The 17,418-nt window shown below is 42.3% G+C and carries 11 protein-coding genes; 8 read left to right on the plus strand and 3 right to left on the minus strand.

Annotated features, from left to right (window positions below; all coding sequences use genetic code 11):
- Positions 1-527: 527 nt before the first annotated feature.
- From tkt to AAEZ00_RS17850, 8 genes are all read left to right on the plus strand, one after another.
- Positions 528-2,522 (plus strand): transketolase, encoded by a 1,995-nt coding sequence (gene tkt, locus AAEZ00_RS17815; RefSeq protein WP_124012404.1) that lies wholly within the window; start codon positions 528-530, stop codon positions 2,520-2,522.
- A 190-nt stretch (positions 2,523-2,712) separates the two neighbouring features.
- Positions 2,713-3,732, plus strand: coding sequence for an erythrose-4-phosphate dehydrogenase (gene epd / locus AAEZ00_RS17820; RefSeq protein ID WP_351089302.1), 1,020 nt, complete (start codon positions 2,713-2,715; stop codon positions 3,730-3,732).
- 79 nt (positions 3,733-3,811) lie between these two features.
- Positions 3,812-4,987: a phosphoglycerate kinase gene (locus AAEZ00_RS17825; protein ID WP_351078497.1), complete on the plus strand. Its 1,176-nt coding sequence runs from the start codon at positions 3,812-3,814 to the stop codon at positions 4,985-4,987.
- Between the two features lie 149 nt (positions 4,988-5,136).
- Entirely contained in the window at positions 5,137-6,201 is a 1,065-nt protein-coding gene (gene fba, locus AAEZ00_RS17830) for a class II fructose-bisphosphate aldolase (RefSeq protein ID WP_351089304.1), read from the plus strand.
- A gap of 860 nt (positions 6,202-7,061) precedes the next feature.
- Complete coding sequence (locus tag AAEZ00_RS17835) at positions 7,062-7,802, plus strand: DUF481 domain-containing protein (protein ID WP_124012401.1); 741 nt, start codon at positions 7,062-7,064, stop codon at positions 7,800-7,802.
- 362 nt (positions 7,803-8,164) lie between these two features.
- Complete coding sequence (locus AAEZ00_RS17840) at positions 8,165-8,911, plus strand: hypothetical protein (protein WP_124012400.1); 747 nt, start codon at positions 8,165-8,167, stop codon at positions 8,909-8,911.
- Positions 8,904-9,491 (plus strand): hypothetical protein, encoded by a 588-nt coding sequence (locus AAEZ00_RS17845; RefSeq protein WP_124012399.1) that lies wholly within the window; start codon positions 8,904-8,906, stop codon positions 9,489-9,491. The genes AAEZ00_RS17840 and AAEZ00_RS17845 overlap by 8 nt, the downstream gene beginning before the upstream one ends.
- Before the next feature lie 89 nt (positions 9,492-9,580).
- On the plus strand, positions 9,581-11,023 hold the full coding sequence (locus tag AAEZ00_RS17850) for a hypothetical protein (RefSeq protein ID WP_335689072.1): 1,443 nt from the start codon (positions 9,581-9,583) through the stop codon (positions 11,021-11,023).
- A 142-nt stretch (positions 11,024-11,165) separates the two neighbouring features.
- Here AAEZ00_RS17850 and AAEZ00_RS17855 read toward each other — a convergent pair whose 3' ends face one another.
- The 3 genes from AAEZ00_RS17855 to AAEZ00_RS17865 form a co-directional block, all read right to left on the minus strand.
- Complete coding sequence (locus AAEZ00_RS17855; RefSeq protein ID WP_124012398.1) at positions 11,166-13,424, minus strand: PAS domain-containing protein; 2,259 nt, start codon at positions 13,422-13,424, stop codon at positions 11,166-11,168.
- 88 nt (positions 13,425-13,512) lie between these two features.
- Positions 13,513-14,130: a TatD family nuclease-associated radical SAM protein gene (locus tag AAEZ00_RS17860; protein WP_124012397.1), complete on the minus strand. Its 618-nt coding sequence runs from the start codon at positions 14,128-14,130 to the stop codon at positions 13,513-13,515.
- A 135-nt stretch (positions 14,131-14,265) separates the two neighbouring features.
- Positions 14,266-17,418: an efflux RND transporter permease subunit gene (locus AAEZ00_RS17865; protein ID WP_101034263.1), complete on the minus strand. Its 3,153-nt coding sequence runs from the start codon at positions 17,416-17,418 to the stop codon at positions 14,266-14,268.

The raw sequence follows: 17,418 nt of genomic DNA on the forward strand, positions 1-17,418 counted from the left end.
TTCATAGCAAATCTCACTTCTAGTCTTGATTTATACTATAAGAATAGGCCAAAACTGACTCAGATGCATAGGCATGATAAATAATGACTTAGCTCATCAATGCCCTTCATTGGTATTTGAGCATATGGCTAGGTACTAGGTCGCTTCGCTGCTTGATGCTATAAAATCTTAGCAGCGAAGCGGTCCCTATTCCTGAGATGACAAGCGGTGACGAGCGATATCAAGAGATGATAAGCCACGAGCCTAGGTGCTAGACCGCTCTATCCGTGAGCGCAGCGTTCGCTTGTTATCTCTTGTTATCGTTTCTGAAGCTGTCCCTAGTAGGACAGAGTCCGCTCCTAGCAGCCGCAGGCGCTCTATTCCTAGACCCTTGAACTGGGTCAATTCTGGACATGCACAATCCTGTCTTTCGAGGTCGTTTGGGTATAAATATGCAATGTGAGAAATTTTAATTTGCGTCACATCGCCTAGTAGGGGAAAATATGACTTCACAATTGTCAGCTACTCACAAACAAGCAGGAGAGAGCATGTCATCTCGTAAAGTACTCGCTAACGCCATTCGCGCCCTAAGTATGGATGCGGTTCAAAAAGCCAATTCTGGTCATCCAGGTGCCCCTATGGGTATGGCTGATATTGCCGAAGTGCTATGGAATGATTTTCTAAAGCACAATCCAACTAATCCTAACTGGGTCGATCGCGATCGTTTTGTACTATCAAACGGTCATGGCTCTATGCTTATATACTCTTTACTGCATTTATCGGGTTATGAATTGCCAATTGAAGAGCTAAAACAATTCCGTCAATTACATTCAAAAACCCCTGGTCATCCAGAATATGGTTACACCCCTGGCATTGAAACCACAACCGGTCCTTTAGGCGCGGGGCTCAGTAATGCTGTTGGTATGGCAATTGCTGAAAAAACCTTAGCGGCTCAGTTTAATCGCCCAGGCCACGAGATTGTTGATCACTTTACCTACTGTTTCTTAGGCGATGGTTGTTTAATGGAAGGTATTTCTCACGAAGCCAGTTCATTAGCGGGCACATTGGGTCTTGGTAAGTTAGTGGCATTTTGGGATGACAACGGTATTTCTATCGATGGTCATGTTGAAGGTTGGTTTACCGACGATACGCCTAAGCGTTTTGAAGCCTATGGCTGGCATGTTATTGCGGGTGTAGATGGTCATGATCCAGACGCTATCCGTGCTGCAATTGAACAAGCCAAATCAGTCACTGACAAGCCATCGATGATTTGCTGTAAAACCATTATTGGTTTCGGTTCGCCTAACAAATCGGGTAGCCATGATTGCCATGGTGCACCATTAGGTGATGCTGAAATCGCCGCGGCTCGTGAGTTCTTAAACTGGCCACATGCTCCTTTTGAAATCCCATCTGATGTTTATGCTGGTTGGGATGCTAAGCAAAAAGGTGTGGCCAATGAATCATTATGGAATGAAAAATTTGGCGCTTATCAAGCTGCATTTCCAGAACTCGCTGCAGAATATGATCGCCGGGTATTAAAAGGTGATTTACCTGCAGATTTCGAATCTAAAGCACAAGCTTTTATCCAACAAAGCCAAGATAAAGCTGAAGGTATTGCCAGCCGTAAAGCATCGCAAAATGCCATAGGTTTCTTCGGTGCCATGTTGCCAGAATTACTCGGTGGTAGCGCAGACTTAGCCGGTTCTAATTTAACGCTTTGGTCTGGTTCAAAAGGTATTCAAGACGATCCTGCCGGTAACTACATCTATTACGGTGTACGTGAATTTGGCATGAGCGGTATTATGAACGGCGCATCATTGCATGGTGGTTTTATTAACTATGGTGCAACCTTCATGATGTTTATGGAATATGCGCGTAACGCAGTACGTATGTCTGCATTAATGGGTATTCAAAATATTTTCGTGTATACCCATGACTCAATTGGTCAAGGTGAAGATGGTCCAACCCATCAGCCTGTTGAGCAATTAGCTAACTTGCGCTTAACGCCAAATATGGCCGTATGGCGTCCATGTGATGCAGCTGAAACGGCTGTTTCATGGAAAGTGGCGATTGAACGTCGCAATGCACCAACAGCGCTAGTCTTTAGCCGTCAGGGTCTTAAAGCACAAGCGCGTAGCACTGAGCAATTAGCTAACGTGACTAAAGGTGGTTATGTACTGTCTGATTGTCAAGGCACTGCAGAGGTGATTTTGATTGCCACCGGCAGTGAAGTGCAATTGGCGATGGATTCTGCCGTCGAGTTAACCAAGTTAGGTCAAAAAGTGCGTGTGGTTTCTATGCCTTCTACGACTGAGTTTGATAAGCAAGATGCTGCCTACAAAGAATCTGTCTTGCCAAAAGGTGTCACTAAACGTGTTGCCATTGAAGCTGCACATACAGATTTCTGGTACAAGTATATTGGTTTTGATGGTGGCGTAGTGGGTATGACGACCTTCGGTGAGTCAGCCCCTGGTGGTGATTTACTTAAGCATTTCGGCTTCACTGTTGATAATGTAGTAAAAACTGTCCAATCTTTAGGATAATCATCTGAGATTAAACACTTATCTATTAGGTGGTTAATCTGTATAATAACGGCCTGCAATACTATTGCAGGCCGTTATTTTTATGTCTTTAATTCACACTAAATAACATTTACTAAGTCACTTATGTGTCAGTGTTTCTACAATAGTTGATGACACCATAGGTACCTCGGTGAATGATACTGGACCCTAAATGATTCGAGTTGCAATTAATGGTTATGGCCGGATTGGCCGCTCAATACTTCGTGCACTGTACGAATCTGGTAAACGTCAACAAATTCAAATTGTGGCGATTAATGAGCTGGCAAAGCCAGAAGCTATTTGTCATTTAACCCAATACGACACTACTCATGGTCGTTTCAAGCATAACGTTAAGCTAAAGGGTGATCAGTTGCTTATTGGTGATGACAGTATTTTGTTACTCAATCAAGCTGATGCTAACTTATTGCCTTGGGCTGAGCTTGATATTGATATCGTTTATGAAGCCACCGGCAGCTTAATTGATCGTCAAGCTTGCGAAGCACACATTCATGCTGGCGCTAAGCAAGTGCTGATTAGCCATCCTTCTTCTGCAGATGTTGATGCAACCATTGTGTATGGTGTTAATCATGATTTATTGCGTGCAGACCATACGGTTATTTCTAATGCGTCTTGCACTACCAATTGTATTGTCCCGGTTATCGATGTATTGGATAAGCATTTTGAAATTAAAAGTGGGGCTATTACGACTATTCACTCGGCGATGAATGATCAGCAGGTCATTGACGCTTATCATGATGATTTACGTCGAACGCGCGCCGCAGGCCAGTCCATTATTCCTGTTGATACTAAATTAGCTCGAGGCATCGAACGTATTTTGCCGCACATGAAAGATAAGTTTGAAGCTATTTCTGTGCGTGTGCCCACCATTAATGTGACCGCGATCGATTTATCCGTCACCCTTGAGAAAAAAGTCAATATTGAACAGATCAACAGTGTGTTAGAACTTGCCTCAAACGGAAGTTTTAATGGTATTTTAGGCTATACTGACGAGCCTCTGGTATCGTGTGACTTTAACCATGATCCACGTTCAAGTATTGTCGATGGTACCCAAACCCGTGTTAGCGCTGGCCACTTGGTCAAATTATTATTATGGTGCGATAACGAATGGGGTTATGCCAACCGCATGCTTGATACCAGTTTAGCGATGATCCAAGCAAAATCAGATCGGTAACATAAACAGATTATGCCGTAATGGGTTAAGCCGGTTGCGCACAAAGACTTTGTATTAACTTAAAAAGGAACTGCTAATTATGGCAATTATTAACATGACAGATTTAGATCTACAAAATAAGCGGGTGCTTATTCGTGAAGATTTAAACGTGCCTGTCAGCGATGGCGTTGTGACCAGTGATGCGCGTTTACGGGCGTCATTGCCAACGATTAAACTTGCGCTGCAAAAAGGCGCCGCAGTCATGGTGATGTCACATTTAGGCCGCCCAACAGAAGGTGTGTTCAACGCCGAATTCTCAATGCAACCTGTAGTGGATTATTTAACGAAAGCGTTAGATTGCTCAGTGCGTTTAGTGAGTGATTATCTTGATGGTGTTGAGGTTAATGTTGGCGAAGTCGTCGTATTTGAAAACGTTCGCTTTAATATTGGCGAAGGTAAAAACGATGAAGCATTATCTAAAAAAATGGCCGCATTATGTGATGTGTATGTTATGGACGCATTTGGAACGGCTCATCGTGCCCAAGCATCTACTCATGGCGTCGGTGTGTATGCCCCCATTGCCTGTGCTGGCCCGTTATTAGCCCAAGAATTAGATGCACTAGGCAAAGCGCTTGATAATCCAGCTCGTCCAATGGTGGCGATTGTTGGTGGTTCTAAAGTGTCGACTAAATTAACCGTACTTGAAAGCCTTTCAACTAAAGTTGACCAACTTGTTGTGGGCGGCGGTATTGCTAATACCTTTATTGCTGCAGCAGGCTATAAAGTAGGTAAGTCACTGTATGAAGCTGATTTAGTAGAAGAGGCCAAGCGTCTAGTGGCCAATGCCCGAAGTCGTGGTGGTGATATTCCGGTTCCTACTGACGTGGTAGTCGCGAGTGAGTTTAGTCCAACGGCTGCCGCGACGCTTAAATCGGTTAGCGAGGTGACTGACAGCGATATGATTTTTGATATTGGTCCTGACAGCGCAGAAGCCTTAGCTAAAATTATTGAACAAGCGGGCACGATCGTCTGGAATGGTCCAGTGGGCGTGTTTGAATTTGATCAATTCGGCGAAGGCACTAAGCGTATCGCCGAAGCGATCGCAAATTCCAAAGCATTTTCTATTGCTGGCGGTGGTGACACCCTGGCGGCAGTCGATAAGTACAATATTGCAGACAAAGTGTCTTATATTTCAACCGGTGGGGGGGCTTTCCTTGAGTTTTTAGAAGGCAAAGAATTACCCGCAGTAGCAATGCTTGAAAAGCGTGGCGCTTAGTTCACACATCAAGTATTTGTAGCGTAAACCTAATAATTATTATAAAAAAAACCGCTCTGTCACTGTTATTTTTTAGCCGCGACAGAGTAAAAAATCCGTCCAAACGATAGCGACCTAGGTGAGTAATCACCCTATTATTGGAGAACAAAATGGCTCTTATCTCTCTACGACAACTGCTTGACCACGCTGCAGAGCATGGTTATGGCGTCCCTGCTTTTAACGTTAACAACCTTGAGCAAATGCGTGCAATTATGCAAGCCGCTGAAGCCACTGACAGCCCTGTGATTGTTCAGGCCTCTGCCGGTGCACGTAAATATGCTCGCCCACAATTTTTAAAATACTTAATGGCAGCCGCTCTTGAGCAGTATCCTGATATCCCAGTTTGTATTCATCAAGATCATGGTACTGATCCTGACATTTGTCAGCGTTCAATTCAGTTAGGTATGTCATCAGTCATGATGGATGGCTCGTTAATGGCCGATGGTAAAACACCTGCATCATACGACTACAACGTAGATGTCACTCGTCGTACAGTGGCATTTGCTCATGCTTGTGGTGTGTCTGTTGAAGGTGAAATTGGTTGTTTAGGCAGTTTAGAAACGGGCCAAGCTGGCGAAGAAGACGGTGTTGGTGCTGCGGGAACGCTGAGCATGGACCAAATGCTAACGTCGCCGGAAGAAGCGGCCCGTTTTGTTGCTGATACCCATGTGGATGCATTAGCCATTGCCATTGGCACCAGCCATGGAGCGTACAAGTTTAGCCGTAAACCTACCGGTGATGTATTACGTATCGACCGTATTAAAGAAATCCATGCGCGGATCCCGAACACGCATTTGGTTATGCACGGTTCATCCTCAGTACCGCAAGAGTGGCTGCAAATCATCAACAAGTATGGTGGTGAAATTCCAGAAACTTATGGAGTGCCGTTAGAAGAAATCGTTGAAGGTATTAAGCACGGTGTGCGTAAAGTGAACATTGATACTGATTTACGTTTAGCATCAACGGGTGCCGTGCGTAAATTCTTGGCTGAACATCCTGCAGAATTTGATCCGCGTAAATTCTTGAAAGCATCAATGGAAGCGATGGCTGACATTTGTACCATCCGTTATGAAGCATTTGGTTGTGCGGGTATGGGCTCTAAAATTAAGCCTAAATCACTGCAAGCAATGTATAAAGCTTATCAATCTGGTGAGCTTGATCCTAAAATAATGTAAGCCAGTCTTACACTAAAACCACTAATCAGCTCATTTATCAATGAGCTGATTTTTTGTGAAAAAATAACCCAAAACGCTATTTTGTAAACCTTATCGAACATGGTTATCGGTTAAAAAATTGATGCTATAACGTCAACATTTATTGATTTACCTGTTATGGGCGAAAGATCTCATGGATGTGGCCATTAATGGCCGCGACCTAATGTGAGACGCCCTGGGTGACAAAGCTTTCGCGGCACAGTGATTCTATTGCCAAATTTGAATGTTTATCTTATTGTTCGGATTGTTGATTGGTATAGGTAACAAGATTATTATTGACCCTATGGTCGGTGCTAAACAGCTATGAGCTGCTAAGTCTCAAAGGTATCTAGTGCCAACATTAGGCTTAATCCTAACCAGTATTATGATGCTATTCGTGATGATATGGTGGCCTAATCTCATGGGGAACTAGTGATAAAAACGACCTTATTTTCCTTATAGGATAATTATTTGTGCTGCCGTTAGTTATGGAAACCGTTAGGACATTTAACTTAGTAGTGATTAATGCGTTAAGAGCCTGCGGTGATGCCATGTTGGCTTTTTGCATGGGCCTGTTCCATGTGATGTATAGCGGGATCTGATGCGGTCCACTTAGCGTTTAGCTTGCTGGGTGTTTGGGCCGTTTTAGCGCTCGATGAATAGGTTTAGCCATGCTGTGGCTGTTAATGCACCGCATGTTGGCAAAGCAACAGCCTAGTGACTTAATGATTGATGGGATGACTATTTTTTCAATTTTATTATCAAAGTGTTAATATTCTAGGGGTTAAACGTATAACCCCCCACATTAGATTTTGTAAATCGTAAATAAAGGATGAAATGACATGAAGAGACTGCTACTTACTGCAGCTATTACACTAACCATGCCATTTGCAGCACATGCTGGAAGTGAGTTTGTTGAAGGCGATGCCACTTTTGCTGGTGAAGCAGAATTAGGTGCAACGTTAACCACCGGTAATACAGATACTTCTTCGTTTAAAGCGCGCCTAGCGTTGAAACAAGAATTAGACAACTGGGAGAACCAGTATGTGTTAGAAGGCTTGTACAAAGAAGACTCTGAAGAAGTGACTGCAAAACGTTATTTCCTAGGTGCGCAAGGCAACTACCAAATTAACGATGTGAGCTATTTGTTTGCTAACACTAACTATGAAGTTGATCCATTCACTGGTTACGATTTCACCTCAACGACTTCTGCCGGTTATGGTCAACACTTTATTGATACTGACAGAATGTCTTTAAAAGCTGAGGCGGGTCCGGGTTATATTTATCAACAACTGGATGAAGAATCCGCACTTGCTGAAGGTTATGATAGCGAAGATAGCGTTGTTGCTCACGCCGTGATTGATTTCCAAACTAAGATTAGTGATTCATCTAAGTTCCAGCAGAGGTTTGTTGCCGATTGGGGGAGTAAATTAGATGCTCGTTCTGAAACCTCATTAACAGCCAATATCGTTGGCTCACTGGCGATGAAATTTGCTGTTATTGTTCGTTATAACAGTGAACCGCTTGATGACAAAGAAAGTACTGACACTGAAACCAACATGACATTACTTTACGCATTTTAAGTTAACACTATTTGTCATGTTAACTTGAATTTATGTATCGAAACGCTGGCCTTGCCAGCTTTTTTATAGCTGTTTTTTTGAATGACTACAATGTCGGCTTATTATCGCCTTAACGAATGGATCCCCCCAATCTTTATCCGTAAGTGATTAATTCAGCGTGTCCCATTATTAATCAGCAATGTCGTAAGTTAGCGATTTCTATATTTACTATCATGCAATTATACCTTGCGCAGAAAAACGCCATATTCGCGGGCTTGCTCACGAATTAGCAATCTTATCCAGAGGATAGTCGAGTTAGCATCCTTTCATCTCTCTCTTTGGGAGTATACTTTTTTAATCAGTCGATACACTAAGACAGTGCGATGCAAATAGGATGTTGTTGGTTCGACAATGCACAACGTTTGTTGACAGATCAGTCAACGGCGACTCAATGGCATTTAAACGATAATGAATATTGGGTGTTAAACCAATTGGTTCAGCATCGCGGGCAAGTAGTGCCTTTATCTTTGCTTGCAACTGTGGTGGCATCTGGTGACTGTGCGCATCAATTATCTCATGCCGAACTGCTAGGTATTATCAATAAAATTATTAATCATCTGTGTCATCGTCATATTAATCTCATTGAATATATCCCTGAACAGGGGGTGATTTTATATACCACCGTGACCACTAAGCGCAGCAAGATCTTGGAAATGCCTAATCGGCTATTATCGTTAGGTCAGTATCTGTTTATTATTGCCATTCTATTAAGTATATTGTTGTTTGTTTACGCTAACCTTAACCCTCCTCAGCTTGCTCAAGCCGATGTATTGCGGCAAGTGTTGACCTCTGATGGACATATTGTTCAACTGTTTGTTTTTGGGGAGGATAATCAGCAAAATGCGCTATTGCATGCAGACTGCTTATCAACACAATTACGCTTGTGTCACCATGCCCGCTGGGATTCAATTACGATGACGTTATCGGCTAATCAAGGTTACATGAGTTTCATTTTGACCGATTCCAGTGAAGCGATACCATTAGTTAATAGCATTAAAGTGAGTATCGATAACATGAGCACGCCATTTATCACTCAAGAATGGCTACAAAAGGTGCACATTTGTGGCTAGATTTATGTCCCTATTAATGCACATGAAAATACGCCGATTATTACAGTCAAAACGCGGCAAGCTTTTTTTTGTATTAAGTTTTTTGCTGATTACATTTATTGTGACCAGTGTGCTTAATCGCATTGCTAGTACCCATAATGTTTGGCATTTCGATTGCCATGCTGACGGTTATTTTAGTCATCAAGGAGAATTACCATTAACCGTTAATAAAAGTAACTTACGGTTAACCTTATACATTGAGCACAATCAAGCCGAACTGACTTATAGGGTAGAGTCATCAACTCATGATCCCGAAACGGTTCAATTATCAGGCAAGGTCGAAGAGGTTCATATGGGCTCATTTACTTATCATTTAGCATTATCCCTACCGCCGACCCGTTGGCAAGATAACAGTCTATTACGCCCATATTTACAGAATGAATTTGGTATTACTGCATCTCACTTTATGGATGGTTTTAGCATATCTCAGGAGGTTCAGGTGATCGACTTAGATGACACATTCACACGGGGAACGCTAAAATTTCTCCCAAGTAATAACGTTTGGGCTTGTCAGTTAATATCCCCCAATACTGCTGACTAATTTTCATTGAATAAATTAACTTTTAGCTTAATATTCCCTTTGCGGTATAGTAGGTAAGTGTCAATGAAAAAAGGTGTGTGAAAGATATAGTGGCAAAAGTTAAAGTAAAACAAGAAGAAGCGTTATCAATTAAATTTAGTCATCAAATGGGCCCTGGTGATCAACGGGTATTTGATCTGTATTTTTATTTGCCAACAGAAATGGGCATTGGTTCGCATACCTTAGATGAAGAGGATTATTATCACAGTAGTATTCTTGGACGTCGTTCTTATTATTCTAAAGGACTGCATTTACCGTTAGTCCAGTCACGTTTTGTCAGTTTAAATAAACGAACGTTAGAAGAGTTTCGTTTATACCTTAACTTATTCGCTTATCAATTTGCTGTCGCCATTGAAACTGATGCCAAAGAGTTACAACAAAATACTGACACAAGTGAGTTTTATCCGGCATTAGATGAGCTGTGTGATGTGGTTACGCAACTATTTAAAAAGTTTCGGCGTAATGAACCGAACGATCCTAAGTGGAAATCTTATTTTGAGCATGCCGATAATTACCTGTCCTGGTTTTGTGAGCAGCAGCTATTAAAGACATTGGCTCGAAGCCCTAGAAGTGCTGACTATAGTGATGTTAAAGAAAAAGTATTAAATTTATGCCGTAGTGAGAATCACTATAGAGAGCAAGAGTGCAAATACAACTCGTTGCAGACTCAGCTTGATGCTAACCGGATCTCTAATAAAATGCTTCTTTTAAGACGCTTAATTCAACAAGGTGTTGTTTTAAAAGAAGAATTAAAGCCATTAGGCGTCGGTCTCAAAAAATTCGTAACTGGAGTTGCCACGGGGCTTGTGATGCTGGTGGTATCGGCATTGATAATAAAAGCCCAAGGTTTCTTTAATGGATTAACCTTGACCTTGCTGCTGACGTTAGCGGTTATTTATGGTTTTAGGGAAATCTTTAAAGAGGATTTTCGTAATGCTATGTGGCGGTTTATCCAACGAGGCCGTCCAAGGTGGAGCCGTATTTTACGTGATACTACCACCCAAACTGTGGTCGCTAAACAATTAGTTTGGCTCGAATTTATGCGCAGTCAAGATATCCCAAAAGCGGTTTCTGATATCATGAAGCAACGCCACAGTCAGAATAAAGTGGATTCAGAAGTTCTGCATTATCGTATTGCAACCAAGGTGACAAATAAGCCCTTTGAGGCGGATTATTCACAAATTCAAGAACAAGTGAATTTTAGTCTAGTGCCTTTTGCTCGTCATTTAGAACGTGGTAAAGCGAAGATATATAAAGAAACCGAAGGTAATATTAGCAATGAGTCTGTTGAGCGTCGCTATCAAGTCAATTTGGTTGCTGTGTTGCGTGATGGCAAACAGGAACCTGAATATGCCCGCTTTAAAGTGACCATGAACCGTTCAAGTATTATTGATATTCATGAAAGTAAGCTGCCTGATAATGTACAACCTTTTAGGCTTGAGTCTGACGAACTCCTTCCAGAGGTTGTTAGTCATTCTCATCCGCACACATAAGACTACAGATGAAGTAATTAAAAATAGTTTTCTTTTATAGCTTTATTTCTATTTATTAATAACTTGACGTTATTCATCTTCTGTTCAACGGTCAATATTGATCACCACCTGACGTTAAGCAACGCTGTGTCAGGTGATTGAATCAGTCAATTTTCGAGGATGATGTGGCTTTGGTAGGGCGAGTAAATGCTTGGCAAATATTTTGGTCAACAGATTGTTTAGCACGTTTTAAGGCTATTTCAGCGTTAGCAAGGTATTGGTCCAAACTTTGTCGCTGTAAATAACTCGCGATACCAATGTTAATTCCTTCACCCAAATTCTTTTCTTCCAGACACTGCATCATATTAATCGCATATTGATGGGCTGAGTTTGCATTCGTTTCGGTCAACAATATGACTAGCTTTCCGAGCTGCCATTGCGCAATTTGATAATTAAGCGGTAACTCAATCAGTAACTGTAGCTCAATGTCTTTTTGACGCTTTTCAAGTTGGCTCATATTGCCCATATTGCTGAAAATGCCTTCTGGATTAATGTCCATTACGAGTAAGCTTGAATGTTCTTTAGTGAGCTCACTAAGGTTGATAAAGTAATTTTCAAGCTCATTTAAACGTAATACTATGGCGCTTCGATGGCCAATGACGTTACTGCTGTTTTGGGCCGACACCACTGGCGTGGTCTGTTCAAAAGTACAAATAAGGTATTCAATATCACCTTCGAATGTAAGTTGACCTGTTAATGTCGTTTTTAAGCAATGCTCATAACGGCCATGGTTAAATGGCATAATTTGCGCGGTCCACTCCCCCTGTAAGCTAATTTGCGCGGTTATGTTCTGCCATTGATTATGCAGTTCATCGCCGAGTAATTCTGTGATAGAAATATCAGTGTCTCCGTGTAAAGACATCAGCTGATCAAATTGCTTATTACATTTTATTATCATGCCACTGGCATCGGTTAGCGCCGTAGCGACAGCACAGTTGCTCATTAATTGATAGAGATAGGCTTGGCTCTGACTATCAAATAATGCGGTAATATCTTCAAATGTGACTAACCAATAATACTCATTACTGTTAGGGCATTTTTCTCTGCGAATATGAGTTTGTAACATACTACTATTAAGCGTTTCTAAATTGATCTCACCATTCCATTGCTTATGATGAGTTAATGCATCTTTAATGTGGTTGAAACGATCATCATCAAGATGCAGTACTCGTTGTAAACTGCGATCTTTGAGATCATCAATTGGTAAGGATAGTGCGGCAGCGGCTTTGGCATTAACGCTCTGGATACGGCCACTATCATTGACGATTAAGCAGCTTAATTCACTGCTAAACAAACTGTTACTCAATTGAAGGCTATTTTGCCTCGCGCGTCTCTCAAGTACAAATCGATGTCTTAATATAATCAGTAAACTGGCTAACAGTGCTATCAAGCATCCTGCAACTATGATGAGTATTCGCCATTGAGCATAGCGAGTGGCAATGTCTTCATGGCGAATATAAGACAATAAAAAGTATTCTCTTTTGTTTTCGTATTGGTTGGTTAACTCGACTTTTAAATACACAAAAGTGGAGTCTTGGCTGTGAAACTGACCAAAGTTATTCATTGCTATTACACGCCACAATTCTGGGTAAGTTTGTTTTAAACTTGCCCCAAGTGTGTTGGGCATACTGTCTAATGGCGCAGGTTGAGAGGCACCCGCATAGAGGAAACCTTGAGTATCAAGCAGGAGTAATGGTGAATTTTGATTAAAAAAAGCAGGCTTTATTGTTTCCAGTAGTTTAACGATAGAATTGTAAGTGACCAAATAACCTTTAATACTTTGGTCTGGGTTTTCTATCCACGATAACTGATAAAAATAAGGTTCTAATATGCCATCAATAGGAGTAAACGCCATTGGTGACGTGTAAATATCATTGCCGCCCATATTTCTACCCGAGCCCAATAACGCGGCGGGTAGTTGCATGTTATTGAAACTACCCGTGGTGGCAAATTGGAGTTCTCCTTGAGGAGTAAATAATGCCAGCCCAAGTAGTTCAGGAATATTTTCAGTCAATGAATTCCAGTTTTCGATGGTCTTTAATTGCAGTTTGTCTGATGGGTTTTGCAGATATTGTCGCAGTAATTCACCTTTTGCGATGGTTTGGGTTCTAAACTGCAAAAATGAGACTTTATCAGAGGCTAAAGACGCTACCGTTTGCAACTCACTGTAGCGTTGATCTGCCCAATCTTCTTGCAGGCGACGCTCGCCTAGATTGACCACCATATTAGTGACGATAAACACCACAATTAATAAAATAATCAATTGGCTTAGCAGCGAAAGAATGTGCTGTTGCGACCAATGACTCGCTTGTGAAGAAATTAATAACGAGTTTGAAGAACCCACTGCTTTGTGTTTAGACATGGTGCCACTTTTTTAGCATTCTCTTACTGGCAATACTAGCATGAAGCCGACGTTGGCGAAAACGTCTAGGTATCAATAGCCCATTTATTTAACCAATTTTATCCAGTTCGCGTTGTTTAAATATTGCACCGTTTTGCTCTGCGATACCGCGGCAACGTTCGATGTTTACATTAGCCAGTCCGTTAATGGCACTGACTTGTACTTGCGGTATGTATTGAGGTGCGAGTTGAATAAATTCAAGCAGTGCCTTATAGGAATTTGCCAGCTTGGGGTGACAGTGTTGCTGGTAGCTTTCTGGGGTGTCGGCATTAAGTGAAATTGACAGGCTGTCTATGCATTGGCTGAGCTCTGGCAAAATATTACGACGATGAAAGTGGTTGCCCAATCCATCGGTATTAAGCCTTACACGCCCACCTTGTGCTTTTATGGCATGGGCAAGCTGCAGCAAACATTCAAGGTTTAACGTTGGTTCACCAAAGCCGCAAAAGACATATTCTTCCACGTCATGCACATTACCTAACAAGGGTAAAACATCCTCTGCGGTAATACGTTGACTGAGTGATAAGTCGAAGTCGTGCACTTGTTTCGATCCATTATGCTTAGGGCAAAACTGGCATCTTAAGGTGCATCTTGCCGTAATATTGAGATAACGGTGATTGCCGATATCGTAAACTAAGGTTGGCGTGGGTGAGGTAGAGGCGTTCATGGCAGCTTTTTATTATGGAGAACAGGGTAAGTATTGTAGCTAAATATCGAATGTGACTATGTTGCTTAGCTCGCAGTTTTTACAGCAAAAAAAACAGAGCTGATTTAGCTCTGTTTTTGGGACTAACGATATGGGTTAATGGTGTTCATCAGAGCCTAATGGTTCCGCAACTGTTTTGGGTTGCCACCACCACATAAAAACGCGTCGTAATAAGCGCCTTATATCATCCAGAATAATGTACAAGATGGGCACCAAAATTAACGTCACTACCGTTGAGAATAAAATACCAAATGCTAGAGATGTCGCCATTGGGATAACAATTTTAGCCTGTAAGCTTTTTTCCATAATAATGGGCACCAAGCCAAAAAAGGTGGTTAACGAGGTAAGGATGATTGCCCTAAAACGATAACAACCAGAATCGATAGCCGATTGCATTAGCGACTTGCCTTCTTCGCGGGCTCGGTTAACAAAGTCGACCAAAATGAGTGAGTCGTTTACCACTACCCCGGCTAACGCCACAATACCGCATAAGCTCAACACACTCATGGATAAGCCTAGAATATAGTGGCCAAACAAGGCGCCAATCATGCCAAACGGGATGACCGACATAATGATTAACGGTTGCGTGTACGATTTTAATGGAATGGCCATTAAGGCATAAATGGTAAACATGGCAAAGAAAAATCCTTGGGCTAAACCAAGCATAGCATTTTGCTCGTCTAAGCTGCCGCCATCTAATGCTGACGTTACTTTAGGGAATCGTGCGGTTAATTCGGGTAAAAAATCTTGCTGAATTTCGGCGACCACTTTCGATGGTTCAACGTTGTTTTTATTCACATTGGCGCTGATGGTAATCGCTCGGCGGCCATCAACCCGGGTGATCGACGCGTACGACTCACCCATTTCGATATCTGCTACGGTTGAAAACGGCACTGCTGCGCCTGACGGGGTGCGGATCAGCATGTTTTCAAGGTCACCCACAGTGCGGCGTTGTTCGAGCGGGTAACGCACCATGACTTTGACTTCTTCTTTATTACGCAAAATACGTTGGGCTTCATAACCATAAAAACCGTACCGAACTTGGCGAGCTAAATCTGACAGTGTCAGCCCTTGCGCTTCGGCTTCAGGACGGATATTTAACCGAATTTCGTGCGAACCTGAAGAAAAGTTATCGGTAATATCAAATACGCCTTCATAAGTGGCCAATTTAGACTTAAGCACTTTGGCCGCTTCAGACAGTTGGTTTAAATCACTTGAGGTTAAGCGAAACGATAAATCGCCGCCAGCATCGTTGGTGCTGGCATTGATGTTAAGCTTTTTAACTGACAATAACTCGGGTAATTGTTTACGCCATTCTTCAGCAATAGCGACGCCGTCTACTTCACGGTCTTCGCCTTTAGTCAGCTCGGTAAACACAAAGGCACTGCTGCGTGAGCTTAGTTCGATGTAGCTGTGCTTCACCATGGGGTAACCGTATTGGTCTTCAAGTTTGGCGTTCATCTTGTATAACGCATCTTCGACTTGTTGCAGCACTTTTAAGGTGTTCTGCTCAGAACTGCCTTCTTCCATTTCAAGCTGCACTTGAATAAAGTCCGATGGAATATCAGGGAAGAAAACCCAGCGTACTTTGCCGCTTTGCACTAAAGCAAGTGACAGAATTAATACCCCCACAAATACCGCCACGACGTTGTAGCGACGCTTAATGCAGCGCTCAAGAAAATGACGATAGGTGTTGTGAATGAAATGCTGTAACCATTCGTTGATAGCAAATTTAAAGCGTGAGAAAGGATTCGTTGGGGCGGTGCGTTTTCTGATTTTCATGTGAGCTAAATGTGCGGGTAAAATCAGTTTTGATTCGATCAGCGAAAAGGCTAAACACAAAATCACCACCATACCGATGGATTTCCAAATAATGCCCATGGGCCCAGACACCATGATCATGGGGATAAAGGCTGCAATAGTGGTGAGCACCCCAAAGGTGGCTGGCATCGCCACTTTTTGTACCCCTTTTATCACATTATCTAAAGAGTGGCCGTTTTCCTCTAACTCGGTATAGGCACTTTCTCCGATGACAATGGCATCGTCGACGACGATCCCCAGCACCAGAATGAACGCGAATAAGGTCAGCATATTAATCGACATGTTAAACGGTTCAAGCGGCATTAATAACATGGTGCCCAAAAAGCACACAGGTAAGCCCATCATTACCCAAAAAGCGAGTTTAAGATCTAAGAATAAGGCCAGAATAATAAACACCAGCAGAGCGCCATAAAACATGTTCGACAACATCATGTTTAAACGCCCTTGCAGGTAGTGAGTTAAATCACCCCAGGTATCAAGTTGAATATTGCTTGGTAAGGTTTTTTTACGTTCGGCGACGTAAGCCTTAACTTGTGATGAAATATCTAAGGCATTTTGATCGTCAATACTGGTGATTTCAATTACCGCAGCCGGTTTGCCGTTAAAGCGGGTGTATTCCAGACGTTCTTCAAAATCATCATTAATTGTGGCCACTTGCGGTAACATAATCCGGCTGCCGTCTGGGCGCGTTTCTACCACAATCTGCGCAAAGTCATCTGCGGTATAAGCTTGGCCTTTTGTGCGCAGTAGGATGTCACCATCTTGGGCCCGAATAGAACCGCCGGGTAAATCAATCGACGAGTTTTGTACCGCTAAAGCCACTTGAGTAAACGTAATGCCATATTCGCGTAGTTTGTCTTCCGACAGTTCGATGCCTATTTCGTAGTCGCGAACTCCGGTGACTTTTGCGCGAGTCACTGCTGGTAAGTCGGTAATGTCGTCTCTGATCGCTTTAGCCATTTCTTTCATGTCATGCAGGTTCATGTCGCCATAAACAGATACCCAAATCACATTGTTTTCTGGCTTTATTTGGTAAATATTGGGTTTTTCGATGTTGTCAGGGAAGGTTGCAATGGCATCGATACGCAGTTTAGCTTCATCTAGTACTTGCTGCACATCGTAACCGTCTTCGACCTCAATGGTCACTGAGCCAACACTATCACTGGCAACAGAAGTCACTTTTTTAATGCCGCTAATATCTTGAATCGCTTCTTCGATTTTTATATTAATCCCTTCTTCAATTTCTTGTGGCGCTGCGCCTGGATAGGCAACATTGATATTGATGAGATTTAATTCAAATGTTGGAAAGATTTCTTTATTAATGAGTACCGCACTAAACAAACCGCCAATAAGCAAGGCGGCCATCAGTAAGTTGGCTGCGACACTGTTGCGCGCAAACCAGGCGATGATCCCTTTATTAGTATCCAT

Source organism: Shewanella sp. S1-49-MNA-CIBAN-0167, assembly GCF_040310145.1.
Lineage (GTDB): Bacteria > Pseudomonadota > Gammaproteobacteria > Enterobacterales > Shewanellaceae > Shewanella > Shewanella psychromarinicola.

Excerpts from the sequence above, each read along its gene's own strand:
- AAEZ00_RS17855 (WP_124012398.1), bottom strand. The coding sequence starts at position 13,424 with ATGTCTAAACACAAAGCAGTGGGTTCTTCAAACTCGTTATTAATTTCT.
- AAEZ00_RS17835 (WP_124012401.1), top strand. The coding sequence starts at position 7,062 with ATGAAGAGACTGCTACTTACTGCAGCTATTACACTAACCATGCCATTT.
- AAEZ00_RS17825 (WP_351078497.1), top strand. The coding sequence starts at position 3,812 with ATGGCAATTATTAACATGACAGATTTAGATCTACAAAATAAGCGGGTG.
- tkt (WP_124012404.1), top strand. The coding sequence starts at position 528 with ATGTCATCTCGTAAAGTACTCGCTAACGCCATTCGCGCCCTAAGTATG.
- fba (WP_351089304.1), top strand. The coding sequence starts at position 5,137 with ATGGCTCTTATCTCTCTACGACAACTGCTTGACCACGCTGCAGAGCAT.
- AAEZ00_RS17865 (WP_101034263.1), bottom strand. The coding sequence starts at position 17,418 with ATGGATACTAATAAAGGGATCATCGCCTGGTTTGCGCGCAACAGTGTC.
- AAEZ00_RS17860 (WP_124012397.1), bottom strand. The coding sequence starts at position 14,130 with ATGAACGCCTCTACCTCACCCACGCCAACCTTAGTTTACGATATCGGC.
- AAEZ00_RS17840 (WP_124012400.1), top strand. The coding sequence starts at position 8,165 with ATGCAAATAGGATGTTGTTGGTTCGACAATGCACAACGTTTGTTGACA.
- epd (WP_351089302.1), top strand. The coding sequence starts at position 2,713 with ATGATTCGAGTTGCAATTAATGGTTATGGCCGGATTGGCCGCTCAATA.